The sequence below is a fragment of the Streptomyces sp. NPDC005752 genome, assembly GCF_040630715.1.
Taxonomy (GTDB): domain Bacteria; phylum Actinomycetota; class Actinomycetes; order Streptomycetales; family Streptomycetaceae; genus Streptomyces.
Map to the genome: position 1 here is coordinate 93,752 of NZ_JBEXYB010000006.1, position 15,986 is coordinate 109,737.

Sequence of the window (15,986 nt, forward strand, 5' to 3'; positions counted from 1 at the left end):
CTCAAGCCAGTTCCCGATTCAGTTCAGTCAACAGATCCAGCGCCGGCTCTTTCCCACCGAACGCCATCATGAAGCCCCGCCCCTTGCCGCGCTCCGTGAACGGCTCTCGGGCAAGCTCCGCGGGCTCTATACCGACATCGCTGGCGACGACGTCCCGGATCTTCTCCAGCCACCACCGCTGGTCCTCCGTGAACTCGACGCCCGCCTGCTGCTGCCGCAGCAGCCAGCCCTCGAAGCGCTCCTGGACAACCGTACGGTACGGACGGAGCTCACTGTCCGCACCCAGTTCGTAACGGATCAGGCTTATCAGGTCCGGGATGCCGGCCTCGCGACCCGGGCGGGCCACCGCCTGGTCCAGGTCCTCGTGGAAGCCCCAGAGAACGTTCGGCGTCCAGGAGCGCCTGGAGGCCCGGATCGTCGCCGCCAGTTCCTTGAGCGCGGCGCGGGCCTCGGCCGGGGAGACCGGGTTTCCGCTGCCCAGGGCGATCTGGATCGCCGCGTTGCGGTCGCGCTGCTTCTTCAGCAGGTCGCCCCACTCGTCCAGATTCTCCCGTGCACGCTTCTCGCGCGGGATCTCCTCGACCTCCGTCACCGTGACGGAGGTCGTCTCGTCGTACGTCAGGTCCTTGTCACGGCGGATCTCCAGGATCTGGCGCCGCAACTCCGGGTTGCCGGTGAGGACGGCCACGGCGTCCTCGACCAACTTGCGGGCGGCCCCCTGACCGCCCTGCCGCCGTGCCTCGTCCTGGGCGTCGACGTCCACCGCGTCCACGATGCCTCGGGCGATCACGGCGAGCGTCGTACCGCCCGCCGTGTGCGTCAGAAGGTCGCGCTCCTCGGGCTTGAGCTGCTGGTTCAGTCGAGACAGTCGCCGTTGAAGGATCTCGGCCTCCTCCGCGCTGATCGACCGGGACCCCGCCTTGTCGAGCAGCTTGGCCAACGAGACCTGCTTGCCGGTGGCCGGGATCATGGGCCGGGCATCCACCAGCGGAGAGGTGGTGACCCCGGCCGCGTCGATGAGGACGAACCTGTCCTTCGTCACGTCGTCGTCCGCGTCCGGAGTGACCTCGCGCAGCTCGGTGGCATCGATGGTGCGGGCGCCGCGCCCCTTCATCTGCTCGAAGAGCACGGCACTGCGCACCGACCGCAGGAAGATCACGCACTCCAGGGCCCGCACGTCCGTGCCCGTGGCGATCATGTCGACCGTGACGGCGACCCGCAGTTGCGGTGAGTTCCGGAGGTCGTTGATCAGCTCGTCGGGGTTGTCGCCGTTCTGGCGGCTCTTGTACGTGATCTTCTTCGCGAAGCTGTCGCCGCGCCCGAAGACCTCCTTGACCTGCTTGAGCACGTCCTCGGCATGATCCTCACCGACCGCGAAGATGAGGGTCTTCGGGAGGTCCTTCCGCCCGGGGAACCAGCGCTGCCAGTTGTTCTTGTACGTGGTCAGCACCGCACGGATCTCATCGACGGTGATCACCGAGCGACCGATCTGGCCGGTGGTGTAGGTGAGGTCGTCGTCGAGCTCCACGTACCGCTGGGCCCGGGTCTTGCGGTCCTTGATACGGACCGTGGTCCCCGCCTCGATCTTCGCGCCGCCCTGTTCGCGCAGGTCGGTGTTGACGCGGACGACGTCGAAGTCGACGTTGACCCCGTCGGCGACGGCCTGCTCGTACGTGTACTCGGAGACGGTGTTCTGGTCGAAGAATCCCCGCGTCTGTGCGGTGGGGGTCGCGGTGAGGCCGACGAGGTGGGCGTCGAAGTAGTCGAGGACGCCCCGCCACAGGCCGTAGATCGACCGGTGGCACTCGTCCACGACGATCAGGTCGAAGGACTCCGGAGGCACGTCCGGCTGGTACTCGACCTCGACGGGAAGGTCGGTGGCGTAGTTCATCTCGGGGTCGTCCGACACACTCCCAGCGAGGGCCGTGCTCGCCCCCGCCGTACTGTCGGCGGGGGTCGTGTCGGCCGACTGCCGCTGTGCGTCCGCAGCGTCGTCGCGGGCGTCGTCGTCCGTGAGCTGCTCGCCCTTCAGCAGGGCGTACATCTTCTGGATCGTGCAGATGACGACGGACGAGGTGTCCTGGAGGCCGGCCGCACCGAGCCGGTCGACGTTGTAGAGCTCGGCGAACTTCCGGCCGTCGTCGGGAGTGGTGTAGTTGCGGAACTCCGACAGGGCTTGGCGGCCGAGGTTGTTGCGGTCGACGAGGAAGAGGACGCGGCGGGCACCCGCGTGGCGCAGCAGGCGGTAGGTCTCCGTGACTGCGGTGAAGGTCTTGCCCGCCCCCGTCGCCATGTGGATCAGGGCCCGGGGGCGGTCCTGGGCGAGGGACTGCTCCAGGCCGCTGATCGCGTCGATCTGCGCGAGACGCAGACCGTACGGCTCCAGCTTCGGCATGCGGCGCAGACCGGCCCGGAAGGTGGGGGCGCGGCGGTCCTCGGCTCGCTCCATCCACGCGGCGACGGTCTCGGGGCGGTGGAAGGAGAACACTTCGCGGGAGCGCGCCTCGGGGTCGAGGCGGTTGACGAAGTATGTCTCGGTCCCCGTGGTGGCGTAACGGAAGGCGAAGGGCTCCGACTCCCGCCACACAGCGAGGGCGTGCTCCTTCAGGACGCCCTTGGCGTAGCGCTCGTTCTGGGCAAGGGCTCCGGAGAGGTGGTCGCCTTCCCGCTTGGCCTCGATGACACCGACGATCTTCCCGTCGACGTACAGCACGTAGTCGGCGCGTCCGGTCGCGAGAGTGAACTCCCTCACGGCGACGCCCCGCCCGCTGAGCGGGTTCAGGTCGGCACGGTCCTGGACGAGCCAGCCGGCCTCGCCGAGCATCACGTCGATCTTCTGCCGGGCCTGGACCTCGTTGAGCGGGGCCGGGCGCTGGGCGCGGTGCACGATGGCTTCGCGGGCTGCGGCGTTCACCCGGCGCGGCTGCTTGCGGTCGGACTCGTACTGAGCGTGCTGCGTCGTCCGGAGGCTGACGATCTCCGCTTCCATGTCGACGAGGCGGGCGGCCAGCGCCGCCTTGGCCTGCTGGGCGCTGACCATCAGGGCTTCGGCCTCGGCACGGGCCCTGCGCTCGGCTTCGAGACGGTCGGTGGACTCGCTCAGCTTGACCCGCGACTGGGCCAGTGCGTCGCGGTGCCCGCCGAGCGCCTGCCGCAGCTCGGCCACCTCGGCCGGGTCCGTGAGGACGGGCATGGCCGGCGGCACGAAGGCGGTGACCGTGCGCTTTCCGGTGAGGGCGCGGTGGTAGAAGACTCCGAGCTCGTAGCAGAGGCGTACGGCCTCCAGGGCGCGGGTGGTGTCGAAGAGGTGGGCGTGGGCGGCCTCGTTGCGCTCGCGTCTCAGCTGGTCGAAGGCGTCGCGTACGGCCGGGGACAGCGCGCGGATGTCCGAGAGGGCGCGCAGCCGGTCGATCTGCCGCGTACCCGCGACGCGGATACCGGTGCGGGTGACGAGGTCCTCGGCCAGGACCTCGCCGAACTGGCCGGCCTGGACCTGGGCGGCGTTGGGATTGCTGAAGACGTTGAGCTCGGCCTGGGCGCCGTACAAGGCCAGGAGTGGCTGGTGTTGGTAGAGCACTCCGAAGTTCGGAGATACTTTGGCCAGGTCCCGAAGCCGGTCGTCCACGCTGTGCCCACCCCACTGGTACAAGCTGCCAAGATGATCGAGTCTACGAGGCGGGGAACGGCCTGGCCCTTGGTTTTGCCAGGTCCGCAACAGCCTGACGTAAGTGATCCGCTGCCCTCCGGTCTGCCGGACCTGGCGCAGGAACTCACAGGGCTGTGCGCCCAGCAGCGAGCCGAGGGCAGGGCGTGGGACTGTCAGTGCCGGCGTCTACCTTCGGCACATGACACAGGTGGACATCGCCGCGTTCGATCACGAGTGGGCTCGCTTCGAGTCATGGCTTTCGGCGCATTCGCCCGCCGATCGAGCGGCCTTGAGAGGGCCGGCGGACCCCGAGGGGATCGCCCGGCTGGAGTCGCGGCTGGGTTTCGCCCTGCACCCGGAGCTGAGGAGGCTTCTGGAGCTTCACGACGGCGCGGCACTGCCTGTTGCCGAGCCGGGTTCGTTCCCCCTGCCCGCCGGAACGTTTCTGCCGTTGGGGCACCGCCTGAGCGGTGTGGACGACATGGTGATGATGCACGAGATCCTCGTGGGCGTCGGCGAAAGCAACATCGAAGCCGATCTGTGGGAGGACGAGGAACTGGCTGTGAATCTGCACCTGTGCGTGCCGATCGCCCTGCCCAACGACGGGGGCGTCGCCTTCGTCGATCACCGCCCGGGGCCTTCGTGCGGGCATGTGTACGAGATGGGCATCGGGTCGGGAGACCTCGACGGCACGCTCTGGGCAACCGGTCCGGCAGAGCTTTTCCGGGTCCTGGCCGACTCCCTGGAGACGGGTTCCCCCTTCCTGTACTACCGGCCGTCGACCTACGCACACGAGTCGGGCCACCACTGCGTCGAGTGGGAGATCGAAGCCTGACCACCGGCACCCCGGCACCCCGTTGACCGGGAGGCCGCTTCTCCCCTCAGGTCCCTTCGCCTGCGGAGTGGTCGAGAAACACCGCCCCACCGCCGCGATGGGTTCACACCTGCCTGACGCGGACTTCTTCTGTGGGAGGTGGGCGATGCGTCCGGGTGTTCGGCACGCGCATCGACAGCAGTGTGAGCGACGGCGCGCTCCGCGTCCTCCGGGGCCGGACACCGCGGAGCCCCCTGGTGACGGCGGCAAATTCCAGGGGGCTCCGTCTCGCGGGCCGAGGCCCGGTGGGTCACACCGTGAGCTTCACGGCCTCGAACCACCGCTTGTTGTCTGTGGTGCCGACGAACATGTACTCGGGCCGGCTGTTCTTGCAGTACTGCGGCCCCCAGCCGCCGTCGCCCATCCTGGCCGTGTGGCAGACGCTGCCCTTGCCGACGTTCATGGCGAAGCCCGTCAGGAACGGGGCGCCGTTCTTCGAGCTGCCTATGTAGTTGTTCTTGCCGTCCGCGACGGTGGCCGTCCAGCTCGGGGCCCACTTGGCGCTGCCACTGGTCGAACCCGGGTCGTGCAGAAGGGCGTTGGCGGAGGACCCGCCGACGTTCCACACCGCGATGTTGAGGGCTGTGATCCGCTTGCCCTGGCCCGCCGTGCCGGCCATCGTCCCGTCACACACCGGTGTCTGCCAGCCGCTCCCCGACACGAAGGCCCGGTAGCAGATGTGCCGCCCCCCGGGGTCGCTCGCGGCGAGGCCGCTCAACGCGCCGGCAGCCGTGTTCGTCGGCGCCTGCGCCGCCGCCCTGACCGCGGCCGTGGCCTTGGGCTTGGGCTTGGGCTTGGGCTTGGGCTTGCTCTCAGGCTTGATCGAGGGCGATGCCTTCACCGGCTCGGGGGCCGGCTGCTCGGGCGGCTTCTCCTTCGGCTTCTCCTTGCTCGGAGTCGCGGAGGGGCTAGGCGACTTGCTGGTGTAGGCCTCCGGCTGCTCGGAGCGTTCGGCGCCCAGGACCGTGCCTGCCGCGTTCTGCGTGAGGTCCTTCTCGGGCTTGCGGTCGTCCTGGCCCATCACGAGGAACGGTACGGAGACCAGGAGCGCGCCGACGACCGCCGCCGCGGCCAGCATCGGTTTCCTCGGTCGGCTGCCGAGCAGCTCGCCGGCCGTCCGCGTACCCGCGCCGCCACTGCCCGCCGCCGCCACCGCCACCGCCACCGCAGCGCCAGGGGACCCACCGACGGTGCCGGTTGCCGTGGGCGCCGCGGCCGGGCCGGAGGCGGGCGATGCCGAAGCCACGGTGGCCCCACCGGAGTTGGCCGACTCCGGTCCGGGCACCTCCTCCGTCGACGGCTCCGGGACGCCGGTGCCCCGCGCGGCATCAGCGCCGGGGGCAGGAGCTGCGGCCTCGGCTGTCCGTGCCCGGCTCTCCGCACCCTCCTGAGTATCGTTCCCGGCGTCCTCGCTCGCCGGCCTCCCGCTCGTCGGGCCGTGTCCACCGGCGTCCGGCTCGGCACCTGCGAACGACGCGTCGCCGCGCCGGCCGCCCGGTCCCAGGACGCCACCGGGGTCTTCGGCCGCATCCTGCGCCGGCACCGTCCGGCGGACCGGCGCCGACGAAAGCCCGGACGCGTCAAAGGCACCGGAGGACGTGCCCGAACTCGGCGGTACGGGGCTGGAAGGATCATGCTCACGCGCCATGCGACTTCCTTACTCATATGGGGGGTCCGGCGTCGTTTCACTCTCCGCAGCCACGCGCGACCGGGCCCCACCCTCCTCGACCACCGGGTGAGCGAAGTCCCCGTACACACCAGGTGTCTTGACGGAACGTGAGGGATGACATGCCTGAACGGTCCGGACCTGGGACGACGGTACAGGAACTGCGTCGGCCATGACCGGCCGACGGAGCCCGCCACCGACGGCACGCCCCTTCGAGTTCAGTCGACGACCGCCGTGACCTCGATCTCGACCAGGTGCTCCGGGACGTCCAGAGCGGCGACGCCGAGCAGTGTGGCCGGCGGTGCCGGAGTCGTCCCCAACCGGGCGGACGCCCGGGAGATGCCCTCCAGGAGCAGGGGCATCTTGTCGGGGGTCCAGTCGACGACGTGGACGTTCAGTTTCGCCACGTCGTCGAAGGAGGCGCCGACACCGGCCAGCGCGGTGGCGACGTTTACGTAGCACTGCTCGACCTGGGCAGCCAGGTCGCCTTCGCCGACCGTGACGCCGTCGGCGTCCCAGGCGACCTGCCCGGCGACGAAGACCAGCTTCGAACCGGTCGCGACCGACACCTGCCGGTAGACGTCGGTCTCCGGAAGTCCCGTCGGGTTCGTCAGGGTGATGGCCATGCTGTCCGCCTCCTTGCCGCGCCGCCCGGACGGGGCGGCACGTGCTCTCTTGTGGTTACCCAGGAACCGTAGGAGAGTGAGCGCTGACGTGGAAGAACGCACTTTTCAGTGACAGGGGAACCAGAAGGTGACCAAGCAGTTCAGCGGTTCACCCGAGGAGCAGGCCGACCTGAGGCGCGCGGATTCGCTGGCGCGGGAGATCTTCTCGGACGTCGCCAACAAGTGGGCGCTCCTGATCATCGAGGCCCTCGGCGACCGCACCCTGCGCTTCAGTGAGCTGCGGAGCGCTGTCGAGGGGATCAGCCACAAGATGCTCACCCAGAACCTGCGCATGCTGGAGCGCAACGGCCTCGTCGGGCGGACGGTGTATCCGACGGTCCCGCCGAAGGTCGAGTACACGCTCACCGAGCCGGGTCAGGGGCTGCGGAAGACCGTCGACGTGATGTGCGAGTGGACCCACCGGAACATCGGCCACATCGAGGCGGCCCGGAGCGGCTTCGACGGCGGCTGACGTCACGGACGCGGGCGCCGGCGGATTCCGGGGACGGCCCCAGGACCATGTCGCCCGCCGCTCAGGAGAACGTCAGACCCAGGTGCTGGTGGAGCGCCTCCCTCTGCCCGGGTGTGGCGAGAACCATGATGCTGTCGTAGCCGGCGCCCGGCTCCCGTGTGAAGCCGGCAAGGCGCCATGAGCGCGGGCCGTCGCCGGGGGCGGTCTCGGCGATGGCCCGGCAGGCCGCCCCGTGGTCGTAGTAGTCCTCGGCGAAGTGCTCGGCCGGGATGGACACGGTCCTGCCGTCCCTCTCGAACTCGACGGCGTCGAGGCGGCCGCCCTCGAACCCGCCCTCCCCCTCGACGATCCGGACGTCGGTGATGGCGACTTCGCCGCCGGCGGCCTCGGCGGCATCCGCCAGCAAGCCCCTGTAGCCCTCGTGGATGGAGTCGATGTCGTCGGCGTGGACCGAGACCGCCACCCCGAAGCTCTCCAGGGCATGGGCCGCCGCGTACTGGTCCAGCTCGGCGTCCGCGTAGGCGGCGGCCCCTTCGAGAACGCCGTGCATCTTCTCCTCGGACACCATTGCGGTCTCGTGGAGGAGCGCGCCTACGCGCCTGTAGGTGATCGAGCGATCTCTTGACATCCGGAGATCCTCCCAGACCGACGACCGGGCTGCCCCGGAGCGTCGTGCACGCGGGCCCTCGACGGGAGTGGTGCGGGACACCGGCGGCGAGATCCGCCTCGGACGGTGCGGAGCCGCACGGCCCGGCAAGCGGAATGGGGCCCGGCCGTAAGGCCGGACCCCCCTCGCTTTCCCCCTCCGTCGGGCTTCCCGAATCCCCCCGGACCCCTCCCCGGAAGTCCCGACGCAAAGTACGACCCGGGAAGGTGCGCAAAGGTTGCACGCCTTGACGATCTCTTTACCTTTGTGTCGTGGACCGGCTCTCAGCAGGCATGTTCCAGGTAGCGGGCGGCCACTTCACCGATCACTTCGGCACCGTCACGCGCCCAGAGCTCCTCGTTGAAGATCTCGACCTCGATCGGTCCGTCGAATCCGGTCGCCTCGACCTGACGGCGCATCGCACGGAAGTCCACGCAGCCGTCGCCGAGTTGGCCCCGACCCACCAGAACACCCGCCGGGAGCGGGGTGATCCAGTCGGCCAGCTGGAAGGAGTGGATGCGCCCGCCCGCGCCCGCCCGGGCGATCTGCGCGGGCACCTGGTCGTCCCACCAGAGGTGGTACGCGTCGACGACCACCCCGACCTGCTCGGCCGGGAAGCGCTCCGCGAGGTCCAGGGCCTGGGAGAGGGTGGAGACGACGCAGCGGTCCGAGGCGAACATCGGGTGCAGCGGCTCGATCGCGAGGCGGACGCCCCGCTCCTGTGCGTACGGAGCGAGCTCGGCCAGTGCGTCGGCGATGCGCTCCCTGGCGGCGTACAGGTCCTTCTCGCCCTCGGGGAGCCCGCCGGAGACCAGGACCAGGGTGTCGGTGTTCACACCCGCGGCCTCGTCGACCGCCGCACGGTTGTCGTCCAGGGCACGGGCGCGTCCGGCGGCGTCGGCCGCGGTGAGGAAGCCACCGCGGCAGAGGCTGGTGACGGCCAGGCCCGCGTCCTTCATCAGCTGCCCGGCGCGCTCGACGCCGTACTCCTGTACCGGGGCGCGCCACAGGCCGACCTGACCGATGCCCGCCTTGGTACAGCCCTCGACGAGCTCCGGCAGGGAGAGCTGCCGGACCGTCTCCTGGTTGATGGACAGACGGGACAGTTCGGCGCTCATCGGCTTCCTCCGTGGACGGTCAGCAGCGCCCGCATGCGCGCCTCGGCCAGCTCGGGGTCCGGGAACAGGCCCAGCCGGTCGGCCAGTTCGTAGGCCTTGGCCAGATGCGGCAGCGACCGGGCGGACTGCAGGCCGCCGACCATCGTGAAGTGGTCCTGGTGGCCCGCCAGCCAGGCGAGGAACACCACGCCCGTCTTGTAGAAGCGGGTCGGGGCCTTGAACAGATGGCGGGACAGCTCGACGGTGGGGTCCAGGAGGGCTCGGAAGCCCGCGACATCACCGGTGTCCAGGACCCGGACCGCGTGCGCGGCCAGCGGGCCCAGCGGGTCGAAGATGCCCAGCAGGGCGTGACTGAAGCCGCGGTCGTCACCCGCGATCAGCTCGGGGTAGTTGAAGTCGTCGCCGGTGTAGCAGCGCACCCCGCCGGGGAGGCGGCGCCGTACGTCGATCTCGCGCTCGGCGTCCAGGAGCGAGATCTTGATGCCGTCGACCTTGTCCGGGTGTTCGGCGATGACCTTCAGGAAGGTGTCCGTGGCGGCGTCGAGGTCCGCGCTGCCCCAGTAGCCCTCCAGTGCCGGGTCGAACATCGGGCCGAGCCAGTGGAGGACGACCGGCTCGGTGGCCTGGCGCAGGAGATGGCCGTACAGCTCCAGGTAGTCCTCGGGGCCGTTCGCCGCGGCTGCCAGGGCGCGGGAGGCCATCAGGATGGCCTGGGCACCGCTCCCCTCGACCAGGGCGAGCTGCTCCTCGTACGCGGCGCGCACCTCGGGCAGGGTGGCGGTGCCGGTGAGCTGGTCGGTGCCGACGCCGCAGGCGATCGCGCCGCCCACGGACCTCGCCTCGGCGGCCGAACGGCGGATCAGTTCCGCCGCGCCGGCCCAGTCGAGGCCCATGCCGCGCTGCGCGGTGTCCATCGCCTCGGCGACACCCAGACCGTGCGACCAGAGGTGGCGGCGGAAGGCGAGGGTGGCGTCCCAGTCGACGGCGGCGGGGTCGCCGGGGCTGACGTCGGCGTACGGATCGGCGACGACGTGGGCGGCGGAGAAGACCGTGCGGGAAGCGAGCGCCGCGCCGCCCGGCGCGAGGTCGAGCGGGGTGGTGCGTGGCTCGTAGGGGCCCTGTGGGAGGTGGATGGTCACAGGCTCAGCTCCGGTACGTCGAAGCGGCGGCCCTCGGCCGAGGACTTGAGGCCGAGCTCGGCGAGCTGGACGCCGCGGGCGCCGGCCATCAGGTCCCAGCTGTAGGGCTCGTCGAGGACGATGTGGCGCAGGAAGAGCTCCCACTGGGCCTTGAAGCCGTTGTCGAACTCGGCGTTGTCGGGGACCTCCTGCCACTGGTCGCGGAACGGCTCGGTGACCGGGAGGTCGGGGTTCCAGACCGGCTTGGGGGTGGCGGAGCGGTGCTGGACGCGGCAGTTGCGCAGTCCGGCGACGGCGGAGCCGTGGGTGCCGTCGACCTGGAACTCGACGAGCTCGTCGCGGTTGACGCGGACGGTCCAGGAGGAGTTGATCTGGGCGACGGCGCCGCTCGCCAGCTGGAAGGTGCCGTACGCGGCGTCGTCGGCGGTGGCGTCGTAGGGCTTGCCCTGCTCGTCCCAGCGCTGCGGGATGTGTGTCTGCACGTGCGCGGAGACACTGGTGACCTGGCCGAACAGCTCGTGCAGGACGTACTCCCAGTGCGGGAACATGTCGACGACGATGCCGCCGCCGTCCTCCGCGCGGTAGTTCCAGGAGGGGCGCTGGGCGTCCTGCCAGTCGCCCTCGAAGACCCAGTAGCCGAACTCGCCGCGTACGGAGAGGATCTCGCCGAAGAAGCCGCCGTCGATGAGGCGCTTCAGCTTCAGCAGGCCCGGCAGGAAGATCTTGTCCTGCACGACGCCGTGCTTGATGCCGGCGTCCCGGGCGAGGCGGGCCAGTTCGAGCGCGCCCTCGACGTCCGTGGCGGTGGGCTTCTCGGTGTAGATGTGCTTGCCCGCGGCGATCGCCTTCTTGATCGCGTCGACGCGGGCGGAGGTGACCTGGGCGTCGAAGTAGATGTCGATCGACTCGTCGGCGAGCACCGCGTCCAGGTCGGTCGACCACTCGGTCAGGCCGTGCTGCGCGGCGAGCGCCTCCAGGGCGTGGGCGCGGCGGCCGACGAGAACGGGTTCCGGCCACAGCACGTCGCCGTCACCGAGGTCGAGGCCGCCCTGCTCGCGGATCGCGAGGATCGAGCGCACCAGGTGCTGCCGGTATCCCATGCGTCCCGTGACGCCGTTCATGGCGATGCGCACTGTCCTGCGTGTCACGAAAGTTCCTCCATACAGCCGTAGCAAGCGCTTTCTATGCGGTATGACGCTAGCCTGCCGACAGCGGCCCGGACAAGGGGGGCGCTCCACAACTCCTCGGAGGAGAACGATGACAGTCACCCTGGCGGACGTCGCGGCCCGCGCCCGGGTGTCCCCGGCCACCGTGTCCCGTGTCCTGAACGGCAACTACCCGGTGGCCTCGTCCACCCGGGAGCGGGTCCTGCGCGCGGTGGACGAACTGGACTACGTGCTGAACGGCCCGGCCAGCTCGCTCGCCGCCGCCACGTCCGACCTGGTGGGGATCCTGGTCAACGACATCGCCGACCCGTTCTTCGGGATCATGGCCGGAGCCGCGCAGAGCGAGATCGGCGGCCCGGGCGACGGATCCGGCCGTGCGGGCGGCGAGAAGCTCGCCGTCGTCTGCAACACCGGCGGCTCCCCCGAGCGTGAGCTCACCTATCTCACCCTGCTCCAGCGCCAGCGGGCCGCGGCCGTCGTACTGACCGGCGGCGCACTGGAGGACCCGGCCCACCAGGCTGCGATGGCCGTCAAGCTGGCCAAGCTCGCGGACGCCGGCACCCGCGTCGTCCTCTGCGGACGGCCCCCGCTGCCGGACACCGAGGCGGTGACCGCCGCGCTGGCCTTCGACAACCGGGGCGGCGCCCGACGGCTCACCGAGCACCTGATCGCCCTGGGGCACCGCCGGATCGGTTACGTCGCCGGGCCCCTGGAACGCACCACGACCCGGCACCGGCTGGAGGGCCACCGCGAGGCCATGAAGGCGGCGGGGCTCTACGGCGACGAGGAGAGCGTCACCGTCCACGGCCCGTACGACCGGAGCTCCGGTTACGACGCCACGCTCGAACTCCTGCGCCGTGAGCCCGAGGTGACGGCCGTCGTCGCCGCCAACGACACCGTGGCACTGGGTGCCTGCGCCGCGGTCCGGGACCGCGGGCTCCGTATCCCCGAGGACGTGTCGGTGGCCGGCTTCGACGATCTGCCGTTCTCGGTGGACGTCGTACCCGCCCTGACGACCGTGCGGCTGCCGCTCTTCGAGGCGGGGGCGAGGGCCGGCCGGCTGGCCATGGGCAAGGAGACACCGCCGCCGGGGGGTGTCTCGACGATCGAGGCCGAGCTGATGGTGCGTGGCTCGACGGCGGCGCCGACGCGCTGAAAGGGGCCCGCCCCCCACGGTGTCGGTGCCGGGGGCGGAAAGATGGGGGCCGCTCCCCCATGTGCCCGGCCCGGCCGCCCTGAAGGATGGGTGCGGGAGAACAACCGGGGCTCCCGCGGCCGGGGAGGTGAACGCGGTGGTGGAACGGATTGCGGGTGCCGGTGCGGGCTGGACGGCCCGGCCGGGCGCCCTGACTACGGCCCTCGACCGTCCCGAGCGCACTCCGGTGCCGGATGACGCCCCTCTCCTCGGCTCGCGGACTCCCGGCGATCCGTGGTGGGTTCCGGGCGTCGTGGGACCGCACCCCGGTACGGAGCCCGGCTGGGTGAGGTTCGTCCAGGAGGCAGTGGCGGGCGCACCGCGGGAGGCACGGGTCGCCGACCGCGCCTATCCGGACCTGACCGGCTTCGAGGTGGTCGTCGCGCCGTTCGCGGTCCGCGCCGTCGGCCGGCTGGCGGACGCGGCGTCCGGGGAGGGCGCACGGCCGGGGGCAGCCACCTGCCCCGCGGCCGTACTGGAGGGCTTCCGGCAGGACGTCGCTCGCCGCCTGGCCCTGCTTGCCGCCAGGACCCTCGTCTCCGAGCTGCACGGGGTACGGCTCGGCGGCGGGCTGAGCGGGGGCACGCCGCAGGAGCGCTTCCGGGACTTCCTGCGGCTGACCGCCGGCCGGGCCGGCCTCACCTCCCTGGTCACCGGTTATCCCGTCCTCGCCAGGGTCCTCGCCCAGGCGGCGATGAACGCGGCCGACGCCTTCGCCGAGATGCTCCGCAGACTCGCGGCGGACCGGGACCTCCTGGAGTCGTCCGCCGTACTGCACGGCGCGGGAGCGGGCGGTTGTGCCGGCCGCGGGCCGCATGCCCTGACCGGGGTCACTTCCGGCACGGGCGACAGCCATCGCGGGGGCCGGTCGGTGATGCTGCTGCGGTTCGCCGACGGCGCCCGGCTGGTCTACAAGCCGCGCCCGCTCACCGCGCACCAGCACTTCGGCACACTGGTCGAGTGGTTCAACTCCCATGCCCGTACGCCCGATCTGCGTGCTCCCCGTGTTCTGGACCGGGGCGCGTACGGCTGGGCGGAGTTCGTCGAGGAGGCTCCCTGCCGCTCCGCGGCCGAGACCACTCTCTTCTACCGGCGTCTGGGCGCGCTGCTGGCGCTGCTGCACATCCTGGACGGCACGGACCTGCACCACGAGAACCTCATCGCCTGCGGCCCGCATCCGGTCCTGGTCGACGTGGAGACACTCTTCCATCCGCCCCTGACACCGGTGCCTCCCTCCGACCCGGCCGCCCGCGCACTGCACGCGTCGGTCCACCGCGTCGGACTGCTCCCGCAGCTGCTCGTCGGGGACACGACCGCGCTCGACATGTCCGCCGTCGGCGGCGGCGGGGCGGACCGGTCTCCGCTGGAGACGGCCGCCTGGGCGGGGGCGGGCACCGACACCATGCGTCTGACGCGGAGCGCCGGCCGGTTCACCGAATCGGCCAACCGCCCGACGCTCGACGGGGTGCGGGCCGATCCGTTCCGGTTCACCGACGCACTGTGCGACGGATTCCGCGCCGCGTACACGGCTGTCAGCGAATCGCGTGACGAACTGCTGGGCGAGAAGGGCCTCCTGCGCATCTTCGCGCGGGACGAGATCCGCTTCGTACCGCGCCCGACCTGGACGTACGCCACGCTGCTGCACGAGTCGACCCATCCCGACCTGATGCGGGACGCCACCGAACGGCAGCAGGTGTTCGGGCTGCTGCGCACCGGAGCCCTGGGCACGCCCGCTCTGCCCGGCCTGGAGGACGAGGAGATCGCGGAGCTGTGGCAGGGCGACGTCCCGGTGTTCACCACACGCCCGGACTCCGCGTACGTGTGGAGCGGTGGCGGGCACAGGCTGCCGGGTCCCGCCGGGGCGACCGGGCTGGCAAGGGTGGAGTCGAAGATCCGCGCCCTGGACACGGTGGACCGCCAGGACCAGGAGCGGATCATCCGTACCGCCATGGTGAGCACCTCCACCGAGCCGCCGCACCGCGCGGCCGGTGGCGGCAGGCCCCCGGCCGAGGCGACGGCACCGGAACCGGAGCACCTGCTCTCCGCCGCGCGCTCGGTGGGTGACCAGCTCGTCTCGCTCGCCTACCACGGAGGGGGCCGGACCAACTGGATCGGCCTGGAGCTGCTCGGTGAACGCTACTGGCGTCTCACACCGCTGGCGGCGGATCTCGCGGGCGGCTACACCGGGCCGGCACTGTTCCTCGCGCAGTTGGCCTCACTGACCGGTGCGGCCAGGTACGCCGACGCGGCGCGTGCGGCGCTGGCGCCCGTGCCCGGCCTCCTGGACACCCTGCACCAGCGCGGTGACGACCTGGGGCTGCTCGGCTCCGGCGCCTTCTCGGGCCTCGGCGGCATCGCCTACGCCCTGGCCGAGGTCGGGCAGCTTCTCGACGACCGCCGGGTGTCGGACTGGGCGGGCCCCGCCACCCGGCTGAGCTGCGCGGCGAGTTCGGCCGAGGCGGGGCTCGGGGTGCGCGGCGGGGCGGCGGGCGGCCTGGTGTCGCTCCTGGCCGTACACCGGACCACGGGCCGCGCGGAGGCATGGCGTGGCGCCGAGCGCTGCGCCGAACGGATCGTCACGGCGGCGCTCCCCGCGTCGCCGGGCTTCGCGGACGGGGCCGCGGGCATCGGCTGGGCCCTGCTGCGGTTCGCCGCCGCGGGCGGCGGCCCGCGTTACCGGAACGCCGGGCTGGAGGCCCTGCGCCGTGCCGCGCTCGGCGAGCACGCCGGGCCGGCCTGGTGCGAGGGCACCGCGGGGGTCGCGCTCGCGGTCGCCGACAGTCCCGAGGCCGTGGCCGATCCGGAGCTCCGCGACTGGCTGACGGCACGGGCGGGCGACCTGGCGCGGGCGACGCCCCCGGGCGACGACAGTCTCTGCCACGGCGAGCTGGGCGTGCTGGAACTGCTCGGCCACACGGCCCTGCCCCGCCTCCGCCCCCACTGGCTGCGCCGGACCGGCACTCTGCTGGCCGCCGCCGACCGGGCGCAACCGCATTGCGGAACGCCCGCACACGTACCTCACCCCGGGCTGCTCACCGGCCTGTCGGGCATCGGACACGGGCTGCTGCGGGCGGGGTTCCCCGACCGTATCGGCTCGGCACTGCTCATGCACCGTTCCGTGGGGGGCGACCGGTCCCCCACGCCCATGACGTTGTCGACCAACGACCAGCAGATGAGGCAGAGATGACGCAGATAAGAGAATCGGCCGGATACACGGACGTCACCACGGCGCACGAAGCGGCTTTCGAGCACCCCGCCGGCCGGATAGCGCTCGGCAACAGCGGCGGGCTGGGACTGCGCAGCAGGCTTCTGAGCGCCACGGACGGCGATCCGTCCGGACCCGACCTGCCCTACACCACCTTCACCGTCCCGTTCTGAGCCTTTCCCGCCTGGGCGCGC

12 protein-coding genes are annotated in these 15,986 nt (G+C 71.4%); 5 read left to right on the forward strand and 7 right to left on the reverse strand.

Annotated elements, in window-relative coordinates:
* Position 1: 1 nt before the first annotated feature.
* The gene (locus ABZ441_RS07355; protein WP_358969381.1) at positions 2–3,625 is read right to left on the reverse strand and encodes a DEAD/DEAH box helicase family protein; all 3,624 of its coding nucleotides are present in this window, start codon (positions 3,623–3,625) and stop codon (positions 2–4) included.
* A gap of 220 nt (positions 3,626–3,845) precedes the next feature.
* On the opposite strand from ABZ441_RS07355, the gene ABZ441_RS07360 reads away from it, so the two are divergent.
* A complete protein-coding gene (locus ABZ441_RS07360; protein ID WP_358969383.1) occupies positions 3,846–4,481 on the forward strand; it encodes an SMI1/KNR4 family protein in 636 nt (211 codons plus the stop codon).
* A gap of 289 nt (positions 4,482–4,770) precedes the next feature.
* Here the strand turns inward: ABZ441_RS07360 and ABZ441_RS07365 are convergent, their stop codons facing one another.
* The gene (locus ABZ441_RS07365) at positions 4,771–5,766 is read right to left on the reverse strand and encodes a hydrogenase expression protein HypA (protein WP_358969385.1); all 996 of its coding nucleotides are present in this window, start codon (positions 5,764–5,766) and stop codon (positions 4,771–4,773) included.
* Between the two features lie 638 nt (positions 5,767–6,404).
* The gene (locus ABZ441_RS07370; protein ID WP_358969387.1) at positions 6,405–6,812 is read right to left on the reverse strand and encodes a RidA family protein; all 408 of its coding nucleotides are present in this window, start codon (positions 6,810–6,812) and stop codon (positions 6,405–6,407) included.
* A 127-nt stretch (positions 6,813–6,939) separates the two neighbouring features.
* On the opposite strand from ABZ441_RS07370, the gene ABZ441_RS07375 reads away from it, so the two are divergent.
* Positions 6,940–7,323 (forward strand): helix-turn-helix domain-containing protein, encoded by a 384-nt coding sequence (locus ABZ441_RS07375; RefSeq protein ID WP_358969389.1) that lies wholly within the window; start codon positions 6,940–6,942, stop codon positions 7,321–7,323.
* Between the two features lie 61 nt (positions 7,324–7,384).
* Here ABZ441_RS07375 and ABZ441_RS07380 read toward each other — a convergent pair whose 3' ends face one another.
* The 4 genes from ABZ441_RS07380 to ABZ441_RS07395 all read right to left on the reverse strand — a co-directional run bounded on the left by ABZ441_RS07380 (position 7,385) and on the right by ABZ441_RS07395 (position 11,374).
* Positions 7,385–7,951 carry a hypothetical protein gene (locus ABZ441_RS07380; RefSeq protein ID WP_358969391.1) on the reverse strand — a complete coding sequence of 189 codons (567 nt, stop codon included), beginning with the start codon at positions 7,949–7,951 and terminating at the stop codon, positions 7,385–7,387.
* 302 nt (positions 7,952–8,253) lie between these two features.
* Positions 8,254–9,087 carry a sugar phosphate isomerase/epimerase family protein gene (locus ABZ441_RS07385; protein ID WP_358969392.1) on the reverse strand — a complete coding sequence of 278 codons (834 nt, stop codon included), beginning with the start codon at positions 9,085–9,087 and terminating at the stop codon, positions 8,254–8,256.
* A complete protein-coding gene (locus ABZ441_RS07390) occupies positions 9,084–10,226 on the reverse strand; it encodes a dihydrodipicolinate synthase family protein (RefSeq protein ID WP_358969394.1) in 1,143 nt (380 codons plus the stop codon). Before ABZ441_RS07390 ends, ABZ441_RS07385 begins: the two co-directional genes overlap by 4 nt.
* Positions 10,223–11,374 (reverse strand): Gfo/Idh/MocA family oxidoreductase, encoded by a 1,152-nt coding sequence (locus ABZ441_RS07395; RefSeq protein WP_358969395.1) that lies wholly within the window; start codon positions 11,372–11,374, stop codon positions 10,223–10,225. The genes ABZ441_RS07390 and ABZ441_RS07395 overlap by 4 nt, the downstream gene beginning before the upstream one ends.
* A gap of 109 nt (positions 11,375–11,483) precedes the next feature.
* Here ABZ441_RS07395 and ABZ441_RS07400 point away from each other — a divergent pair, with 109 nt between their 5' ends.
* From ABZ441_RS07400 to ABZ441_RS07410, 3 genes are all read left to right on the forward strand, one after another.
* Entirely contained in the window at positions 11,484–12,548 is a 1,065-nt protein-coding gene (locus ABZ441_RS07400) for a LacI family DNA-binding transcriptional regulator (protein WP_358969397.1), read from the forward strand.
* Between the two features lie 190 nt (positions 12,549–12,738).
* Positions 12,739–15,774: a type 2 lanthipeptide synthetase LanM family protein gene (locus tag ABZ441_RS07405; protein ID WP_358969604.1), complete on the forward strand. Its 3,036-nt coding sequence runs from the start codon at positions 12,739–12,741 to the stop codon at positions 15,772–15,774.
* Positions 15,771–15,965, forward strand: a complete 195-nt coding sequence (locus tag ABZ441_RS07410; RefSeq protein ID WP_358969399.1) for a hypothetical protein — start codon at positions 15,771–15,773, stop codon at positions 15,963–15,965. Before ABZ441_RS07405 ends, ABZ441_RS07410 begins: the two co-directional genes overlap by 4 nt.
* Positions 15,966–15,986: the final 21 nt, after the last annotated feature.